We start from the raw sequence: 16,204 nt of genomic DNA, 5'->3' as shown, positions 1-16,204 counted from the left end.
ATGAATTTCAACAAAATACACAAACAGTGCACTTTGTTGAAATTCATTACTCTACATTTAAAAAAATGTAATTTTAACAGGTATTACAATAAATAATGTCAGTTTTAAAATTTTTTAATTACTCTAAAATTTAAAATCACCTGCTATCTTCATTGTTTTTATTTCTCTCCCTTGTATAAAATGTAAAATTAAGAACTTGTTCTCTTGAGTCAAGTTGATTTCGTGTTGCCCTTGCACTTTATTTTTACTATAAATTAATTCTCCTTGCAAAGAAAAGACGTTTATTTTATAGTTTTGGTCATTATTAACCCCAACAACAAATGATGAAAATTGATTTGCATTCAATCTTATTATTGGTTTTAAATCATTTGCTTTAGACGTATTGACTATTAATGGTCCAAAAAATTCATATTTACCATCTAAATCAATTTGTTTTAATCTATAATATACTCTTCCTACTCTAATCATTGAATCAAAAAATTGATAATCAATCAATATATTACTATTACCGGCCGATTTAACTTCACCAATCTTAGTAAAATGTTTCATATCTGTACTTATTTCTATTTCAAATTTAGATGAGTTCTGTTCTGATGCAGTTTGCCATTCTAAAATAATTAAATCGTTTTCAACTTTACTCGTAAAAGAAATTAACTCAACTGGTAATTCAATATCATCTGGTACAGTAATATTACAATTTGTAAAGTTATGTACTAGACCTTCATCAAAAGCAGAAGTCTGTGCCCCATTATCATGATCGACTCCACTAGTAACACTATATGTAAAAAAAAATCGAGAATCCTCATCTAACTCTGTACCTAAAGTAAGCGTCCAAGAATCGTCTCCATTATCTATCATATTATAACCGACATAATCACCTAGATCTAAACAATCATTTTCATCAGATTGGCACTTATAAAAAGTAACATACTTATTACCTCCAATGTTATCTTCAGCAACTCCATCCTTTAAGGCATTAAATACCATGGTTGTAGAACCTATATTTACTTCTCTTGAATAGGAGTAATCTAAATCTGATGGATTATCTGGATCAGTAAAACTGTAACCATCACATTCTACAACTTGTGAATAGACAAATTGCATTTGAAATAAAAGTAATGTGAATAGAATTAGAATAGATGATTTCATAGTGTGCTCAGAGGTTTGTTATTAATACAAATGACTCATATTAAGCTAAAAAAACCTATTATTTAACCTCTACATTAACTCACAACTCCTCTATTTTTATTCAACATTTACTCTACAGAAATACTACACAACCTATTTAAAGGGTAATTTTGATACTCTATAGATGGATTTTATTAAAATGGCTGAAATATTCAATACACATTCAACTTACTCAGTTTACCCTTATTAACGTTTAAGAAAGATACTTTAACGCCCGAAACTATAATCTAAAATTTCATTATTCGATATTCGTTTTAAGCTTAACACTAATTTTATTGAGGTCTTTTTTATTTACAAATGGAAAATAAAACTAAAAAAACCAGTGATTTTGAGATTAAATATGAGAATGGAAAAGTGGTTATATACCAAAATAATCAGTACATTAAAACATTCCACAGCAAACTAATGGCCGTAGGTTTTATAAACAGAAACGGTTTTAAATTTTAAAGATTTTAGGTAGAATATTGATTAAAAATATTCTACCTTTTTTTATTCTTCATTTTCAGAATCCTTATTCAAATAAAGTGTTTGTGTAGGGAATGCAAATTCAACCCCCAAATCTTCAGATAATTTTATTACAGCCAACATTACTTCTTCTCTAGATTGTAATTCTACAGCTCTATCATTTGTTTTAAAAAACGTATAAAAATAAATATCTAAAGAACTAGCTGCAAATTCATATAAATGAACATGATAATGATCTTCTCTTGTAAGCGGATGGTTTTTAACTATATCTCTAATTCCATTTACAAAATTTTCTATTTTTTCACGTGGTGTGTTATATGTTATAGAAATGGTAGTCATGTATCTTCTAAAATTTCTTTTGCCTTTGTTGTTCACTTTATTGTCAGAAACCATACTGTTTGGGATCACAACTACAGAGTCTTCAAAAGTTCTAATTTTTGTAGTTCTAAACCCTATTTCTTCCACTATTCCATCTAAATTATCAACAGATATATAATCACCTACTTTAAAAGGTTGATCCGTAAACAACATTATAGACCCTATAAAATTCTTGACGGTATCTTGTGCTGCAAATGCAATTACTAAACCACCTACAGAGATACCTGCAACAAGGTTTTTTACATTGTAACCTAATAATTTAAGTCCAATTCCAATACCAATAATTAAAGCTAAAATCCTTAATGATGATTTTAATATTGGGGATAACTGTTCATTAAAATTAAAATGATTTTTATTTCTTTTAAAAGTAAGTTGATATACAAATAATTCAGGAGTACGATACAAAAGCACCATTAATGATAAACCAAAAACTACTTTACTACTCATTGATAAAAAATACGACAATGAGTTATTTAAAAGTAAAAAAGGAATTATCCAATAATAGGTTGCTGATAGTATTGTTAACATTAATGGAGTTTCATAAGCATTGATAACCTTCCATAAAAAATACTCCTCATGTTTATCCGAAAGGATTCTTTTTAATACAACAGATAACAATAATTTTGACAACCAATATGCTAAAACCAATAATAAGCCTACTATAATTAATCCTATTACTTGCCATAGACGAATACCAAACAACATCTGGTTACCAACTTTTATTTTTGTAATAAATTTTACAAATTTCTGTGAATAACTAGGATACGTATTATTGAATATAATAGATATCTGACCCGTTGAAAACCTTGAATAATGCCATTTGCCTGATGGTGACCTTACTAAATAAATATCTTGGAGATCCTTAGAAATAGTAAATCTGTGTGTATTTGTATTTTTATCGAGATAATCTTTTTGGAGAGATAGATCGACATTATAGGGGTAGATACCTTTAGATCTATAAATTAACTTTAATTCTGTAGCTAGTTCCTTTCTCCGTTCTATACTCCAAAATGCAGGATTAAATGCCTCTGCAGCAACATCTGGATGGAAATCTCCTTCGTCTAGAAAATTAAGGTGAGTATGGAATGCGTGATAAGGTGAGCTTAGAGAATATTCAACCCCATCTTTGGAGTGAAATCTATAGAAATCATGATCGTTTGGAAAGCTCTCTAATATTTTATCTGCTTTATCAGATTCTTCTTTTTGACTAAATCCAACTAAAGAAGATAATATGAAGACAAACAGAATGCTAAAATTTTTCATAAATAACAAAATAATTGATAAAAGGAATATGGGCTAATAAAGGCTACTCCTCAATTAAAAGTAATACGTTTTGTATTAATAATTAGTTTGGTAAAATCTGACTTTATTCAAAAAAACTATTCTGTTTGCTATTTTCTATATCTTACTTTCAATTTTTTATTCTATCAAAACAGACAAGTCTGATTGATTAAATATTACTTTATAATTACAGTTCTCTATACTAATACAAGCAATAAAATTAGACTTGTGAATCTTATCATCAGTCGGAAACCATTTTTTCTTATCTGGGTGTACACAAATAAACAATCCTTCTTCGTCTCCTACTGCTAAGAATTTCTCGAAAGAACCATCATAAATACTAAGATTCATTTTATTAAAAAATTCAAATGTTCTTTCCAATTGTGTTGTTGCAATACCTATCTCAGAAATAGATAAACATTGCGTTAAATCAAATGTTTTAGTAGTAGAGTTCTTTAAATTTCTTCTGCTTATAAATTCTACAATATTATTATCTGCATCATAAAAATATACTGCCTTAGCATTCCAATTTTCAAAATCTTGAATTAGTTGTTTATTATAAGACAATACGTTCAATCTATCATTTAAAAAATGAACTGCTTCCTTTTCTTTATATGCCGGAATATTAATTGCAAAATGATACGGAGAATAGGTTGATCCTACCCTAAATTCCAACAAAGAATTTCCAATATTAAAATTAAAATAATCGCTCTTAATTTCTGCCAATTTAAAGCCTAGCACATCTTGATAAAACGCTTTTTGTTTTGTTATATCCGAAGAGAACAATACCAATTTTTTAATTTCCATTTCAGTAGGTTAATAGTTAAAGTTAAGGTGCTACTAAATATACAATTTTCTTTATAAAAGTTAAATACTGAAAGAATGTAGTATTCTTAAGCTTTACACTAAAGTATACAACTTACACTTAAAAATAATTGAATAACTAAAACAGGCTTATTTATTACAACATCGACTCATTTTCATTACGACATTATTACGTTTACGGCAATAAAATCAATCATTTTAATACTGCTAGAGGGGTAAATGATGTATTATTGCAATACACAAAATGAAATGAACAAACCAAAACATATATTCAATACCAACATGTTGAAAAGAACTTTTTTTGGGTTACTAATAATTGGAACTATAGTTTTAATTGCAGGAAAACCATCTAATGATAATGTAACTGATGAACGTGTAGAAGCTTTATTAAAGCAGATGACTTTAGCCGAAAAAATTGGTCAAATGACACAGGTTACATTAGAAGTAATTTCTAAAGGAGACTCCCCTTTTAATATGGATAAACCTTGGGAATTAGACATGGAGAAAATCCATGAAGTTATTGTTAATTATCATGTTGGTTCTATACTAAATACTGGTGGTCTTGTACGTACCCCAGAAGAGTGGAATAAAGTAATTACAACAATTCAAGATGTTGCTACTAAAGATACACGACTTAATATACCTATCATATATGGAATAGATGCAATACACGGAATGTATGGAGCTGGAGCTACTTTATATCCTCATGAAGTAGGATTAGCGGCAACTTGGAATCCTACTATTGCATTTGATGTTGCAAAATTATCTGCCTACGAAACAAAAGCTGCTTCTATTCCTTGGGTTTTTAGTCCCACTTTAGATTTAGGAATAGACCCTAGATGGCCTAGACAATATGAAGGCTTTGGAGAAGACCCCTATTTATCTAGTGTTTTAGGTGTTGCTTCTGTAAAAGGATTTGAAGGCGAAAATATTGGTGATAAAAACAATGTTGCTTCTTGTTTAAAACATTTTGTAGGGTATGGAAATCCAAAAAGTGGAAAAGACAGAACTCCAGCATGGATACCTGAACCCTTCTTAAGAGAATATTTTCTTCCTCCTTTCCAAAAAGCTATTGAGGCTGGAGCAAGGTCGATTATGGTAAATTCAGGAGAAATTAATGGAATGCCTGTTCATGCAAGTAAAATGCTTCTGAAAGAAATACTAAGAGATGAACTAGGCTTTCAAGGTGTTGTAGTAACAGATTGGTTTGATATCAATAATTTAGTGGAAAGGCACCATGTTGCTGCAAACAAAAAAGATGCTATTAAAATGGCTATTGATGCAGGTGTAGATATGTCTATGGTTCCTTATGATATTGAATTCTGTAAATTATTACTTGAATTAGTAAAAGAAGGTGAAATTACTGAAACAAGAATTGATCAATCTGTAAGAAGAATTTTACAACTCAAATTAGATCTTGATTTATTCGAAAACCCTACTTACGATTACAAAGAATATCCAGAGTATGGTGGCTTTAAACACCATCAGATAGCTAGAAATGCGGCATTAGAATCAATTACTTTATTAAAAAATAAAAATGATATTTTACCTCTTAAAAAAGACGTTAAACTATTAGTAACAGGACCTAACGCTAATTCAAATAGAACTTTAAATGGCGGTTGGTCATATACGTGGCAAGGTGAAGAAACAGATATACATGCTAAGGACCATAATACAATTTATGAAGCCTTAGTAAGCAAATCATCGTCAGAAAATATAACTTTTGTACAAGGTGTTGAATACCCTAAAGAAGTTGCTGATTATAAAATTGATCGAATAGTTGATATAGATAAAGCGGTTGCTAAAGCTCAAAATGTTGATTATATCTTACTCTGTTTAGGTGAAAACACATATACAGAAAAACCTGGTGATTTAGATGAATTGACACTTTCTAAAAATCAAATAACATTGGCCAATAGAATGATTGAAACTGGTAAACCTGTCATTTTAATTCTAAATGAAGGAAGACCACGAATTTTTAATGCTATTGAGCAAGATATCGCTGCCGTTGTACAGACTTATTTACCGGGTAATGAAGGAGGAAATGCACTTGCTGAAATCCTTTATGGTGATGTAAATCCATCTGGAAAACTGCCTTATACTTACCCTAGATATACAAATGATTTAGTCCCTTATTACCATAAGTTCTCTGCTTCTACTGCACATAATGATGGTAATATCAATAATAATCACGAAATAAATTCTCAATACGAATTTGGTTTCGGGTTAAGCTACACCAATTTTGAATATTCTGAATATCAAATATCTAAATCTACTTTCACATCCGATGAATCTATAGAGGTTAGTATTAAGGTGAGTAATACAGGCAAAAGAGATGGTAAAGAAGTTGTACAATTATACACAACAGATTTAGTGGCCTCTTTGTCTCCTTCGGTAAAAAGACTGAGAAGATTTAAAAAAGTTGAGTTAAAAGCTGGAGAAACAAAAACAATTCAATTCTCACTTCCAATTACAGAATTATCCTTCATTGGCCATAATAACCAACCGTTATTAGAAGCTGGTGATTTTAAAATACATTGCGGCGGATTTACTAAAGATTTTGTCTTATCTGATTCACGAAAATTATAACTACTTCTCTAAATAAAACTGTTTATTAAACTTTTAATGATGAATAACAAAGCAAATACAAATAGCATTTCGATTTTCGAAAAAATTGGCTATTCATTAGGTGATGGTGCCGCCAATATAGCGTGGCGTGGCGTAGCTACTTTCCTGTTTATTTTTTATACTGATGTTTTTGGAATTGCACCTGCAGCAGTTGGTGTACTTATGTTAGTTGCACGTTCTAGCGATGGTATAAGTGATGTTTTTATGGGCATTGTTGGTGATAGAACTAAATCAAAATACGGAAAATTTAGACCATGGATTCTATGGACTGCGATTCCGTTAGGTGTAATACTTTCGTTATTATTTACTGCTCCAGATTTATCTGATACAGGAAAACTTATTTATGCGTATACAACATATATTCTTTTTACATTAATATATACTGCCAATAACATTCCTTACGGTGCTTTAATGGCTGTAATGACTGGAAATGATAAAGAAAGAACATCGATTGGTTCTTTTAGGATGGTGGGTGCCTTTGCAGGGGGTATGCTTGTGCAAGGCGCACTACTTTATTTAGTAGCAATGTTTGGTAATGTAAACCCAGATATTAAAATTACACCTGCTGGAGTTGATACTTATGTTGTAGCTGTAACGTCTCCTAATGATGTTGAAAATGCAAATATCAAAACAGAAAATGGTATTGCTACTTTTAAATGGACAGACGATTTAACCGCTTTAGATGACGAACCTTCTACATCTAAAAGTTTTAAAATGAATGCTGGCGAAAAATATAGTTTTATTGTTGAAGGTGAAGATAATCTGAACGCAAAGAGTATCTCTCTCATCAATCAAAAGAAAGGGTACAGTTACTCTATGTATTTAATGTCTGCTTTCTTAACAGTATTCATGATTATTACTTTCTACAGTACAAAGGAACGTGTTAAACCTCCAAAAGCTCAAAAAAGTAATTTAAAAAAGGATATTAAAGATCTAATTCGTAATAAACCATGGTTAGTTCTTTTAGGAATCGGTTTACTTTTTAATGTCTATAATTCTATTAAACAAGGTATTGTAGTTATATATTTCACTCACTACATTCAAGATCAGCTTCTTGCCGCTTCTTATATGATTGGTTTAACTTTAGCCTCTATTGCAGGCGCAATGGTTACAGCTACATTAAGTAAAAAGTTTGGTAAGAAACAATTGTTCATTTATTCTCTTATCTTCTCTGGGGCTGTTAATTCTTTACTTTACTTCTGTAGTGAAGTAGATATTGCAAGTATTTTTGCACTAGGAATTATTTCAGAATTTTCCGCAGCAATCTTCCCTACCCTATTCTTTGTAATGTTAGGTGATGCTGCAGATTATTCAGAATACAAAAATGGAAGAAGGGCAACAGGGCTTATTTATTCAGCTGGTTCTTTCGCTACAAAATTTGGTGGTGGTATAGCAGGAGCAATAATAGGTTTTGTATTAACTGCATATAACTATAATGGTTTAGATCTAGATTCTATTAGAGGTGCTGTTCCAGGTATTATCATGTTAATGAGTTGGGTTCCTGCAGTAATTGCAGTAATAACAGCTGTTTTAATGTTGATTTATCCTTTAGGTGATGAAAAACTTTCAGAGATTTCTCAAGAATTAAATAGAAGAAGGTTACAAGAAAGCAATAATAATCAAGAAGTTATTGATGAAGAAATGATTCAAATCTAAAACTGTGATTATCAAAAATATTAAATAAGAATACAAAAATTATAAAACTATGAAATACGGATTTTTCGACGATAGCAACAAAGAATATGTTATCACAAACCCAGCTACACCTTTCCCTTGGATTAACTATTTAGGAAACGAGGATTTCTTCTCTATCGTTTCTAATACAGCAGGTGGATATTCTTTTTACAAAGATGCTAAATTTCGTCGCCTAAATAGATATAGATATAATAATGTCCCTATGGACAATGGTGGTCGTTATTTTTATATTAAAGATGGTGATACTATGTGGTCTCCAGGCTGGAAACCCGTAAAAACAGAACTTGATAGTTATGAGTGTCGTCATGGTTTAAGTTATACTAAAATTAAAGGCGAAAAAAATGGATTAGAAGCAGAGGTAACAATGTTTATACCTCTCGGAAATTGGGCAGAAATTCAAAAAATGACACTGACCAATACATCTTCTGAAACAAAAACATTCAAACTATTCTCATATAACGAATGGTGTTTATGGAATGCTGAAGACGATCAGAACAATCTACAACGTAACCTAAATACTGGTGAGGTTGAAATTGACGGAGCTACTTTATACCATAAAACAGAATATAAAGAACGTCGTAACCATTATGCATTTTATCACTTAAATAGTGAAATTGATGGTTTTGACACTGATAGAGAGTCGTTTATTGGTTTATACAATGAATTCTCAAACCCTCAAGCAGTTTTAGATGGTGCTCCTCGTAACTCTGAAGCTCATGGATGGTCTCCAATTGCATCTCACTACAAAGAAATTACTCTTGCTCCTGGTCAATCAGAAGATTTAATTTTTATTCTTGGTTATGTTGAAAATGCTGAGGATGACAAATGGGAAAGTAAAGGCGTTATCAATAAAACAAAAGCAAAAGCACTAATCGATAAGTTTGATACTGTTGAAAAAGTGGATGCTGCTCTTGCTGAATTGGCAAGATATTGGGAAAATTTATTATCTGTGATTACAATTGAGCACGAAGATGATAAATTAAATAGAATGGTAAATATCTGGAACCAATACCAATGTATGGTAACATTTAATATGTCACGTTCTGCTTCTTTCTTTGAAGTAGGTATTGGCAGAGGAATGGGCTTTAGAGATTCTAATCAAGATTTAATTGGTTTCGTACACCAAATTCCAGAAAGAGCAAGAGAAAGAATTATTGATATTGCATCAACTCAGTTCCCTGATGGTGGATGTTATCATCAATATCAGCCACTAACAAAAAGAGGAAATGATGCTATTGGTGGTGGTTTTAATGACGACCCAATGTGGTTAATTTTAGGTACCGTTAGTTACATTAAAGAAAGTGGAGACTTCTCTATTTTAGATGAGATGGTTCCTTTCGATAACAACCCTGCCTTAGCTAAATCGTTATTCGATCACTTAACAATTTCATTTAATCACGTAATCAACAATTTAGGACCAAACGGATTACCTTTAATTGGGCGTGCCGATTGGAATGATTGTTTAAACCTAAATTGTTTCTCAAGCGATCCTAACGAGTCTTTCCAAACAACAGAAAACAATACCACAGGTTCTAAAGCAGAATCTTTAATGATTGCTGGTCTGTTTGTCGTTTACGGAAAAGACTACATAGAATTGTGCAAAGAACTTGGTAAAACAGAAGAAATTAAACGTGCAACTGCTTATGTTGACACTATGATTGAAGCTGTTAAGAAAAAAGGATGGGACGGAGAATGGTATCTACGTGCTTATGATTATTATGGTAAGAAAGTAGGTTCTAACGAGAATGAAGAAGCTAAAATCTTTATAGAATCTCAAGGATGGTGTTCTATGGCAGAAATTGGCATTGAAGAAGGAATGGTTGAAAAATCGTTGAACAGTGTTAAAGAAAGGTTAGATACTCCTTATGGAATTGTACTTAATAACCCTGCCTTTACAGAATATAAGATTGAATACGGCGAAATCTCAACATACCCTGCTGGGTACAAGGAAAATGCAGGTATTTTCTGTCACAATAATCCATGGATTATGATTGGCGAAACTAAACTTGGTAGAGGAAACGAAGCTTGGCAATATTACAAACAAATTTCTCCAGCATATTTAGAAGATGTACAAGATCTTCATAAAGTGGAGCCTTATGTATATTGTCAAATGATTGCAGGTAAAGATGCTTATAAACCTGGTGAGGGTAAAAACTCTTGGTTATCGGGTACTGCAGCTTGGAATTTCTATGCAGTTGTACAATATATTTTAGGTATTAATCCAGATTACAACGGTTTAATGATTGACCCATGTATTCCTAACGAATGGAAAGGGTATAAAGTAAACCGTAAATTTAGAGGTGCTACATATAACATCGAAATTAAAAACCCTAATGGTGTTTCTAAAGGTGTTGCTTCTATTTTAGTAAATGGAGAAGAAATAGAAGGAAATATTGTTCCTGTTTTGCCGGCAGGTAATCATAAAGTTGAAGTAATTATGGGTGAACCAAAAATTGCTAGTAACAAAAAAATTGAAGAGTTATCAGTTAACTAAACTATCAACTTCTAACTAATAAGAAAGGTGCTAAATTATTTTAGCACCTTTTCTTTTGCATAAAATGTTGTTCATTTTTTTATAAACAGCATTTGTATAATCAAGCTTTTCTAATCTTGCCTTTTATATTCTTCTAACTCTTTGGTAGGCACTAATGCTGTTCCGTTTTCCCAAAAGTTTGCATCATTAGAAACTTTTTTGATAATTTTCATTTTTCTAGGTTCAGAAAAAGAATCAAACTCACTTTGAGTGATTGATGATCTATTTAAAATCAAAGCTTCTTGAATGGTTAATGATGACATTTTAATATTTGCAGTCATCTTTATTTCATTCAACTTCTTATCCATCATAAAACGTTTTTTCTTTTTCATAATTGAGAAGTTTCGTTCTACAGAAAATTCTAAGTCCTCCTCTTTATAAATGTATTTGAGATAGTATTTGTTACTCTCATCTTTTTCAAACATTACTCTACCCTTCTTGAAATTTTCTGTGTAACCTATACCAAATAAATGAATATTTGTACCTCTTTTTCCTTCAGCATATTCAAAATCTAATTGTAAAATAGCATAACTATCTACAGATACATACATAGTTCCTTGAAATAAACCTCCACTTTTGGGTGTAAAACTTATCTTATAAACTACTTCATCTTGCAGCATATTTGCACCTTCCATCTCGTATTTATACTTACCTGGTTTGGTTACAAATTCCCAATTATCTCCTTCTACGCTTGCATATTCTTTATTAATTTCTTTCACAGATGAATTTATATACTTTACAGGAATACGATAGAAACCACTATCTATAGCTTGAGTATCTACAGTATCCTCCGCTTCCATATCTAATTTTGATGATATAATACCCGTCTTAAATTTATAATAAACATCTTCTTCAGTTAAACTCTTCTCAATGTCTTTAATAAATACATCAAGTTCATCAGTAATTTGTTCACCAATCTTTTCCATAGAGCTTTCTTCTAAAGATAAACCTTGAATTGGCTGAATTTTACTCTCATCATCATCCTGAAAGTAATTAAACTTCATATCGTTATAATCAACAAATTGCTTAGGCATCATATCTACCACTCTCTCAATTGTTGCTCTATCTAAACCTTCAAAATTTGTTTTTTTAAGTGATAGAGGGTCATCATCTAGAAATTTTGTGATGCTATAATTATGAGAAAAAATTGTTTGCTTATTTAGTGTTTTAGGATAATTTTCTTCAAAGTTATTTTCTATCCTCTTCATAATATCCTTTGGTGTTAAGCTTTTAGCATTCGCTGATATCTCAACAGTTTCCAAATCAATAATACTTGGATGAAGAAATATTTTATTTTCCTTACCTAGCTTCTTCACAGGAATTTTTTCTGTGGCATATCCTCCATAACTAAAAATAATTGTATCGCTGTCTACAAAGAGGTTTTCATGTATTTTAAAACGCCCTTCCTTATTTGAAACTGTACCTACAGTTTTACTTGAGGAGACAGTGATACTTGTAAACGGCAAAGTTTCTTTAGATTCTTCATCGTAAACAACACCCTGAATACTCTGGGAAAAGACGAAAACAGACTGAAATGTAATAAAGAAAACAGTTAATAATATTTTCATGATAATTAATTTGACTATATAATTTTAGTTCTTGATAGTAGAAAGACACTTAATTCTATTAAACAGTCAAACTGATTGCTTAAAAATCTTAAATGCTCAAGTAATACTATTAATAAAAATAACATTTTCATTCACAAAAACAGATTCTTTTTCAAAATTCAATAAAAAAATGAGTTTAGACATCTTATATAAGTGATATTCATTACTAATCTAATCATTTAAATAAAAAACCATAAATAATTTATTGTCAGTATATTATAATAATAAATAAGAAAATAAATCATTTAAAAAAATATATTTAAGATATTAATAACATTGTAAATACATAATTTAAAGTAGATGTTACATAATAGAAATGCAATCGTAAATTATCCTACTACATTTGAATATATCAAAAACACAGAAAGGATTTTTTTGGTTATAATGACATATAAGAAATAATAGTTCATATGAACTTTTGATTTCTACTTATTGACTAACTTCATTTTACGCACAGAGAAACAACTATCTTAAGGGGCATGAGCACAGCATGCCCCTTTTTTCGTTTTAACTTTTTTTGATAATTGAAAAATTATTGAGTAGTTTGTAATTAGGCTATGCAATTTTTTAAACTTCGCTGCTTTTTAAATGAAACTATATAAATTAATAGTTCTATTACTGTTACCTATTTTTTCTTTTGCAACTGACATTGAATTAATAGACAAAACAGTATTAAAGAATCAAGGAATCGTTCAATTTGATCAACTAAATGGAGTTGAAAAATCATATTATTCTGCTTTACAACAAGTAAAATCCAGAAATAGTGACGCATGTCTTAAAACTTTAGACAGTCTTCTTCAACAAAATATCTCCACTGAATTAGAAATAGCCATATACTATCACACTGCACGTATAAAAAGGAATTCAAGAAAGTATCAAGAAGCCTATAACTATTATACAAAATGTATTGATTATGGTAGTAAATATAACAATGCTTACATAGCAAAAAGCCTATTTTTTCAAGGGGCAATGAAAAACAAATTGTTTAAATATGAAGAAGCATCTGAATTATTAAAAAAAGGGATAGAAAGATCTATTGCTGAAAATGACACCACCCTGTTGTATTCTTATTATTATGAGATGATTACCGTTTCACGTTTTCAATCTAAATATTATGCAGCAATGTCTTATGGTATTAAAGGAAGCGAATTAGCAATAAAACAACAAAATGAAAATCAGAAAGCACGCTTTGATTTTGCAATCGGAATAATTTCTCAAAGTTTAAATGATTACGGAAAAGCCGAAAAATATTTTAGTAAGGCAGAAGAGGTTTTTAAAAAAAATCAGCCAAATTATCAATTAGCACTATTATACTATAATCAGTTCCTTATCACTTTAAATGAGAAAGATGATGTAGATAAGATAAAAATACACAAGTTAGATGCTGCAAAAAAGATGTTTCTCGAAATTGACGTCCATCAATTCGATAACAAATTCTTACTTGAATATGCCTATTATTACATTATTAAAAAGAAAGATTATGAAGAAGGACATAAATATTTAACTCAGATTCAAAGAAAATTTAATGATGCTGATATTACTGAAGAAATAAAAGCAAGAACTAATTATTATTTTGCACTATATCATGCTAACGAAGGGAACCTTACAGAGTCATTAAAATACTGTGAAACTGCTGATAAACTATACCCAAATAAAAATGGACTTTACTATAAGTTATTCCTTAGAAAATATAGTAAAATACTAAAATTTGCAGGCCGTTATAAAGAGTCTATAACTGTATTAGAAAAATACAATAGACTTATGGATATTCGCTATCAAGAAAATACTGAATTTAAAATTGCCAAGGTACAAGCTGAATACAGACTTAAAGAAGAACAACTTGAAGAAGAACAAGCGTTTAGAATTGAAGTTGCTAAACAAGAACAGCTTGTGGAAGAAAAAGATTTTAAAGCAAAATGGCTTTTTGTTATCGTTGGATTAATGCTGGTTTTTTCATGTATTTTAGGATATACAATAACAAAAATCAAAAAGATAAATAAAGAGCTAAACAGTAAAAATAAAGAAATTAATTCTCAAAATAGTCAATTGGCAAAATCATCGAGTGAACTAAAAAAATTGAATGAATTACGCATCAATTTTTTCCATGCCATTTCACATGAGTTTAAGACACCGCTAACATTAATTAAAGCACCGACAGATCTTCTTGTACTAGATAACCATTCAGAACAAAAAGATCATCTAAATCAGATACTAAGAAATACTAGTAAATTGATGGGACTCGTAAACCAATTATTACAATTGGGTAGGTTACAATCTCAGCAAAAAGTAATTGATTATGAATGGGTAGATTTTGAAAAATTAAACAGAAGAATTCTATTTGCATTTGAGTCTTTAGCTAAAAAAGAAAGTATTGTTATTAAATCACTATTTCATTCCGAAAACAAATTTGGTTTCATTGATTTAGAAGCATATGAGAGTATTTTAAATAACCTTATTTCTAATGCTCTAAAATATAGTAACGGTTCAGAAATAAATATTTTAGGTGAACTACAAGGTAATAGCCTTGTTGTAAAAGTAATTGACAATGGAAATGGCATTGAAGATAAACACTTGCCCCATATATTTGACACCTATTATGTAGCAAAAGAAAACAACGAAATTAGTACTGGTTTAGGACTCTCGATTACTAAAGAATTAACCAAACAATTAAACGGTACAATTGGTGTAAGCAGTAAAATTGGGAAAGGGACAGAATTTATAATTAATATTCCAATAGAGTTACATAATTCTTCTGATTTGATCCAACGTGAAGAAAAAGAAGTCATTACTACTCAATTAAATACTGATTTAACTAAAACAGAACAAAAACACGAAAAACACATCTTAATTGTTGAAGACAATGATGATATCCGTAAGTATTTAAAACTGATTTTAGAAACGAATTACAAAATTAAAGAGGCAAGAAATGGCAAAGAAGGTTTAGAGAAAATTAATGATGAAATTCCCGATATTATTATAACTGATTTAATGATGCCTGAAATGGATGGAATCACATTCTCTAAAGAAGTAAAAAGTAATCCTATTGCATCGCATGTACCAATAATAATGCTCACTGCAAAGGATGATGGTGACACAAAACTTACAGCTTTAAAAGAAAAAGTAACAGATTTCTTAAGTAAGCCTTTTAATCATAACGAACTTCTTCTTAAAATTAAAAACACACTTGAGTATACAGAGAATTTACAGAAAAAATATGTAAAGTATGCGGTTCAATCAGATACTATTATTGAACTGCCAAATGTTGATCAACAATTTATAGAAAAGTTAAATTCTGCCTTAGAATCAGAAATTAATAATGCAGATTTCTCTATAGAAGAACTTGCAAATACCATGTGTATGAGTAGAAATCATTTGTATAGAAAAATTAAAGGTCTTTTGGGATTATCTCCAAGTAATTATATCAAGCAATACCGTTTAGAACAATCATTAACCATGGTTAAAACTACACAAGAACCGTTTTCTAACATTGCATATGACACAGGTTTTAATAGTGTGAGTTACTTTAATACATCTTTTAAAGAATACTTTGGTAAAACACCTAGTGAATATAGAGAAGAGTTTAGTCAAAAAAACGAAAGTTAAG

8 protein-coding genes are annotated in these 16,204 nt (G+C 30.2%); 4 read left to right on the top strand and 4 right to left on the bottom strand.

Going from position 1 to position 16,204, the window contains the following annotated elements; all coding sequences use genetic code 11:
• Window positions 1–123: 123 nt before the first annotated feature.
• The 3 genes from EI427_RS23205 to EI427_RS23195 all read right to left on the bottom strand — a co-directional run bounded on the left by EI427_RS23205 (window position 124) and on the right by EI427_RS23195 (window position 4,119).
• Window positions 124–1,149, bottom strand: coding sequence for a hypothetical protein (locus tag EI427_RS23205; RefSeq protein ID WP_126619538.1), 1,026 nt, complete (start codon window positions 1,147–1,149; stop codon window positions 124–126).
• A gap of 528 nt (window positions 1,150–1,677) precedes the next feature.
• Window positions 1,678–3,294 carry a mechanosensitive ion channel family protein gene (locus EI427_RS23200; protein WP_126619536.1) on the bottom strand — a complete coding sequence of 539 codons (1,617 nt, stop codon included), beginning with the start codon at window positions 3,292–3,294 and terminating at the stop codon, window positions 1,678–1,680.
• A gap of 156 nt (window positions 3,295–3,450) precedes the next feature.
• The gene (locus EI427_RS23195) at window positions 3,451–4,119 is read right to left on the bottom strand and encodes a VOC family protein (RefSeq protein ID WP_126619534.1); all 669 of its coding nucleotides are present in this window, start codon (window positions 4,117–4,119) and stop codon (window positions 3,451–3,453) included.
• A 267-nt stretch (window positions 4,120–4,386) separates the two neighbouring features.
• On the opposite strand from EI427_RS23195, the gene EI427_RS23190 reads away from it, so the two are divergent.
• The 3 genes from EI427_RS23190 to EI427_RS23180 are packed head-to-tail and all read left to right on the top strand — an operon-like array spanning window position 4,387 to window position 10,954.
• Window positions 4,387–6,726, top strand: a complete 2,340-nt coding sequence (locus EI427_RS23190; protein ID WP_170178592.1) for a glycoside hydrolase family 3 N-terminal domain-containing protein — start codon at window positions 4,387–4,389, stop codon at window positions 6,724–6,726.
• A 36-nt stretch (window positions 6,727–6,762) separates the two neighbouring features.
• Window positions 6,763–8,421 carry an MFS transporter gene (locus EI427_RS23185; protein ID WP_205727972.1) on the top strand — a complete coding sequence of 553 codons (1,659 nt, stop codon included), beginning with the start codon at window positions 6,763–6,765 and terminating at the stop codon, window positions 8,419–8,421.
• Window positions 8,422–8,470: 49 nt separating this feature from the next.
• Window positions 8,471–10,954: a GH36-type glycosyl hydrolase domain-containing protein gene (locus tag EI427_RS23180; RefSeq protein WP_126619528.1), complete on the top strand. Its 2,484-nt coding sequence runs from the start codon at window positions 8,471–8,473 to the stop codon at window positions 10,952–10,954.
• A 110-nt stretch (window positions 10,955–11,064) separates the two neighbouring features.
• On the opposite strand, the gene EI427_RS23175 is transcribed toward EI427_RS23180, so the two are convergent.
• Window positions 11,065–12,561, bottom strand: coding sequence for a carboxypeptidase-like regulatory domain-containing protein (locus EI427_RS23175; protein ID WP_126619526.1), 1,497 nt, complete (start codon window positions 12,559–12,561; stop codon window positions 11,065–11,067).
• Between the two features lie 627 nt (window positions 12,562–13,188).
• On the opposite strand from EI427_RS23175, the gene EI427_RS23170 reads away from it, so the two are divergent.
• On the top strand, window positions 13,189–16,203 hold the full coding sequence (locus tag EI427_RS23170) for a hybrid sensor histidine kinase/response regulator transcription factor (RefSeq protein ID WP_126619524.1): 3,015 nt from the start codon (window positions 13,189–13,191) through the stop codon (window positions 16,201–16,203).
• Window position 16,204 lies beyond the last annotated feature (1 nt).

The sequence above is a fragment of the Flammeovirga pectinis genome (assembly GCF_003970675.1).
Taxonomy (GTDB): domain Bacteria; phylum Bacteroidota; class Bacteroidia; order Cytophagales; family Flammeovirgaceae; genus Flammeovirga; species Flammeovirga pectinis.
This window is presented reverse-complemented; position numbering and strand designations above follow the sequence as displayed.

What these genes read in the sequence shown, in the direction of transcription:
- EI427_RS23185 (WP_205727972.1), top strand. Translation starts at nt 6,763, where the DNA reads ATGATGAATAACAAAGCAAATACAAATAGCATTTCGATTTTCGAAAAA.
- EI427_RS23175 (WP_126619526.1), bottom strand. Translation starts at nt 12,561, where the DNA reads ATGAAAATATTATTAACTGTTTTCTTTATTACATTTCAGTCTGTTTTC.
- EI427_RS23170 (WP_126619524.1), top strand. Translation starts at nt 13,189, where the DNA reads ATGAAACTATATAAATTAATAGTTCTATTACTGTTACCTATTTTTTCT.
- EI427_RS23190 (WP_170178592.1), top strand. Translation starts at nt 4,387, where the DNA reads ATGAACAAACCAAAACATATATTCAATACCAACATGTTGAAAAGAACT.
- EI427_RS23205 (WP_126619538.1), bottom strand. Translation starts at nt 1,149, where the DNA reads ATGAAATCATCTATTCTAATTCTATTCACATTACTTTTATTTCAAATG.
- EI427_RS23200 (WP_126619536.1), bottom strand. Translation starts at nt 3,294, where the DNA reads ATGAAAAATTTTAGCATTCTGTTTGTCTTCATATTATCTTCTTTAGTT.
- EI427_RS23195 (WP_126619534.1), bottom strand. Translation starts at nt 4,119, where the DNA reads ATGGAAATTAAAAAATTGGTATTGTTCTCTTCGGATATAACAAAACAA.
- EI427_RS23180 (WP_126619528.1), top strand. Translation starts at nt 8,471, where the DNA reads ATGAAATACGGATTTTTCGACGATAGCAACAAAGAATATGTTATCACA.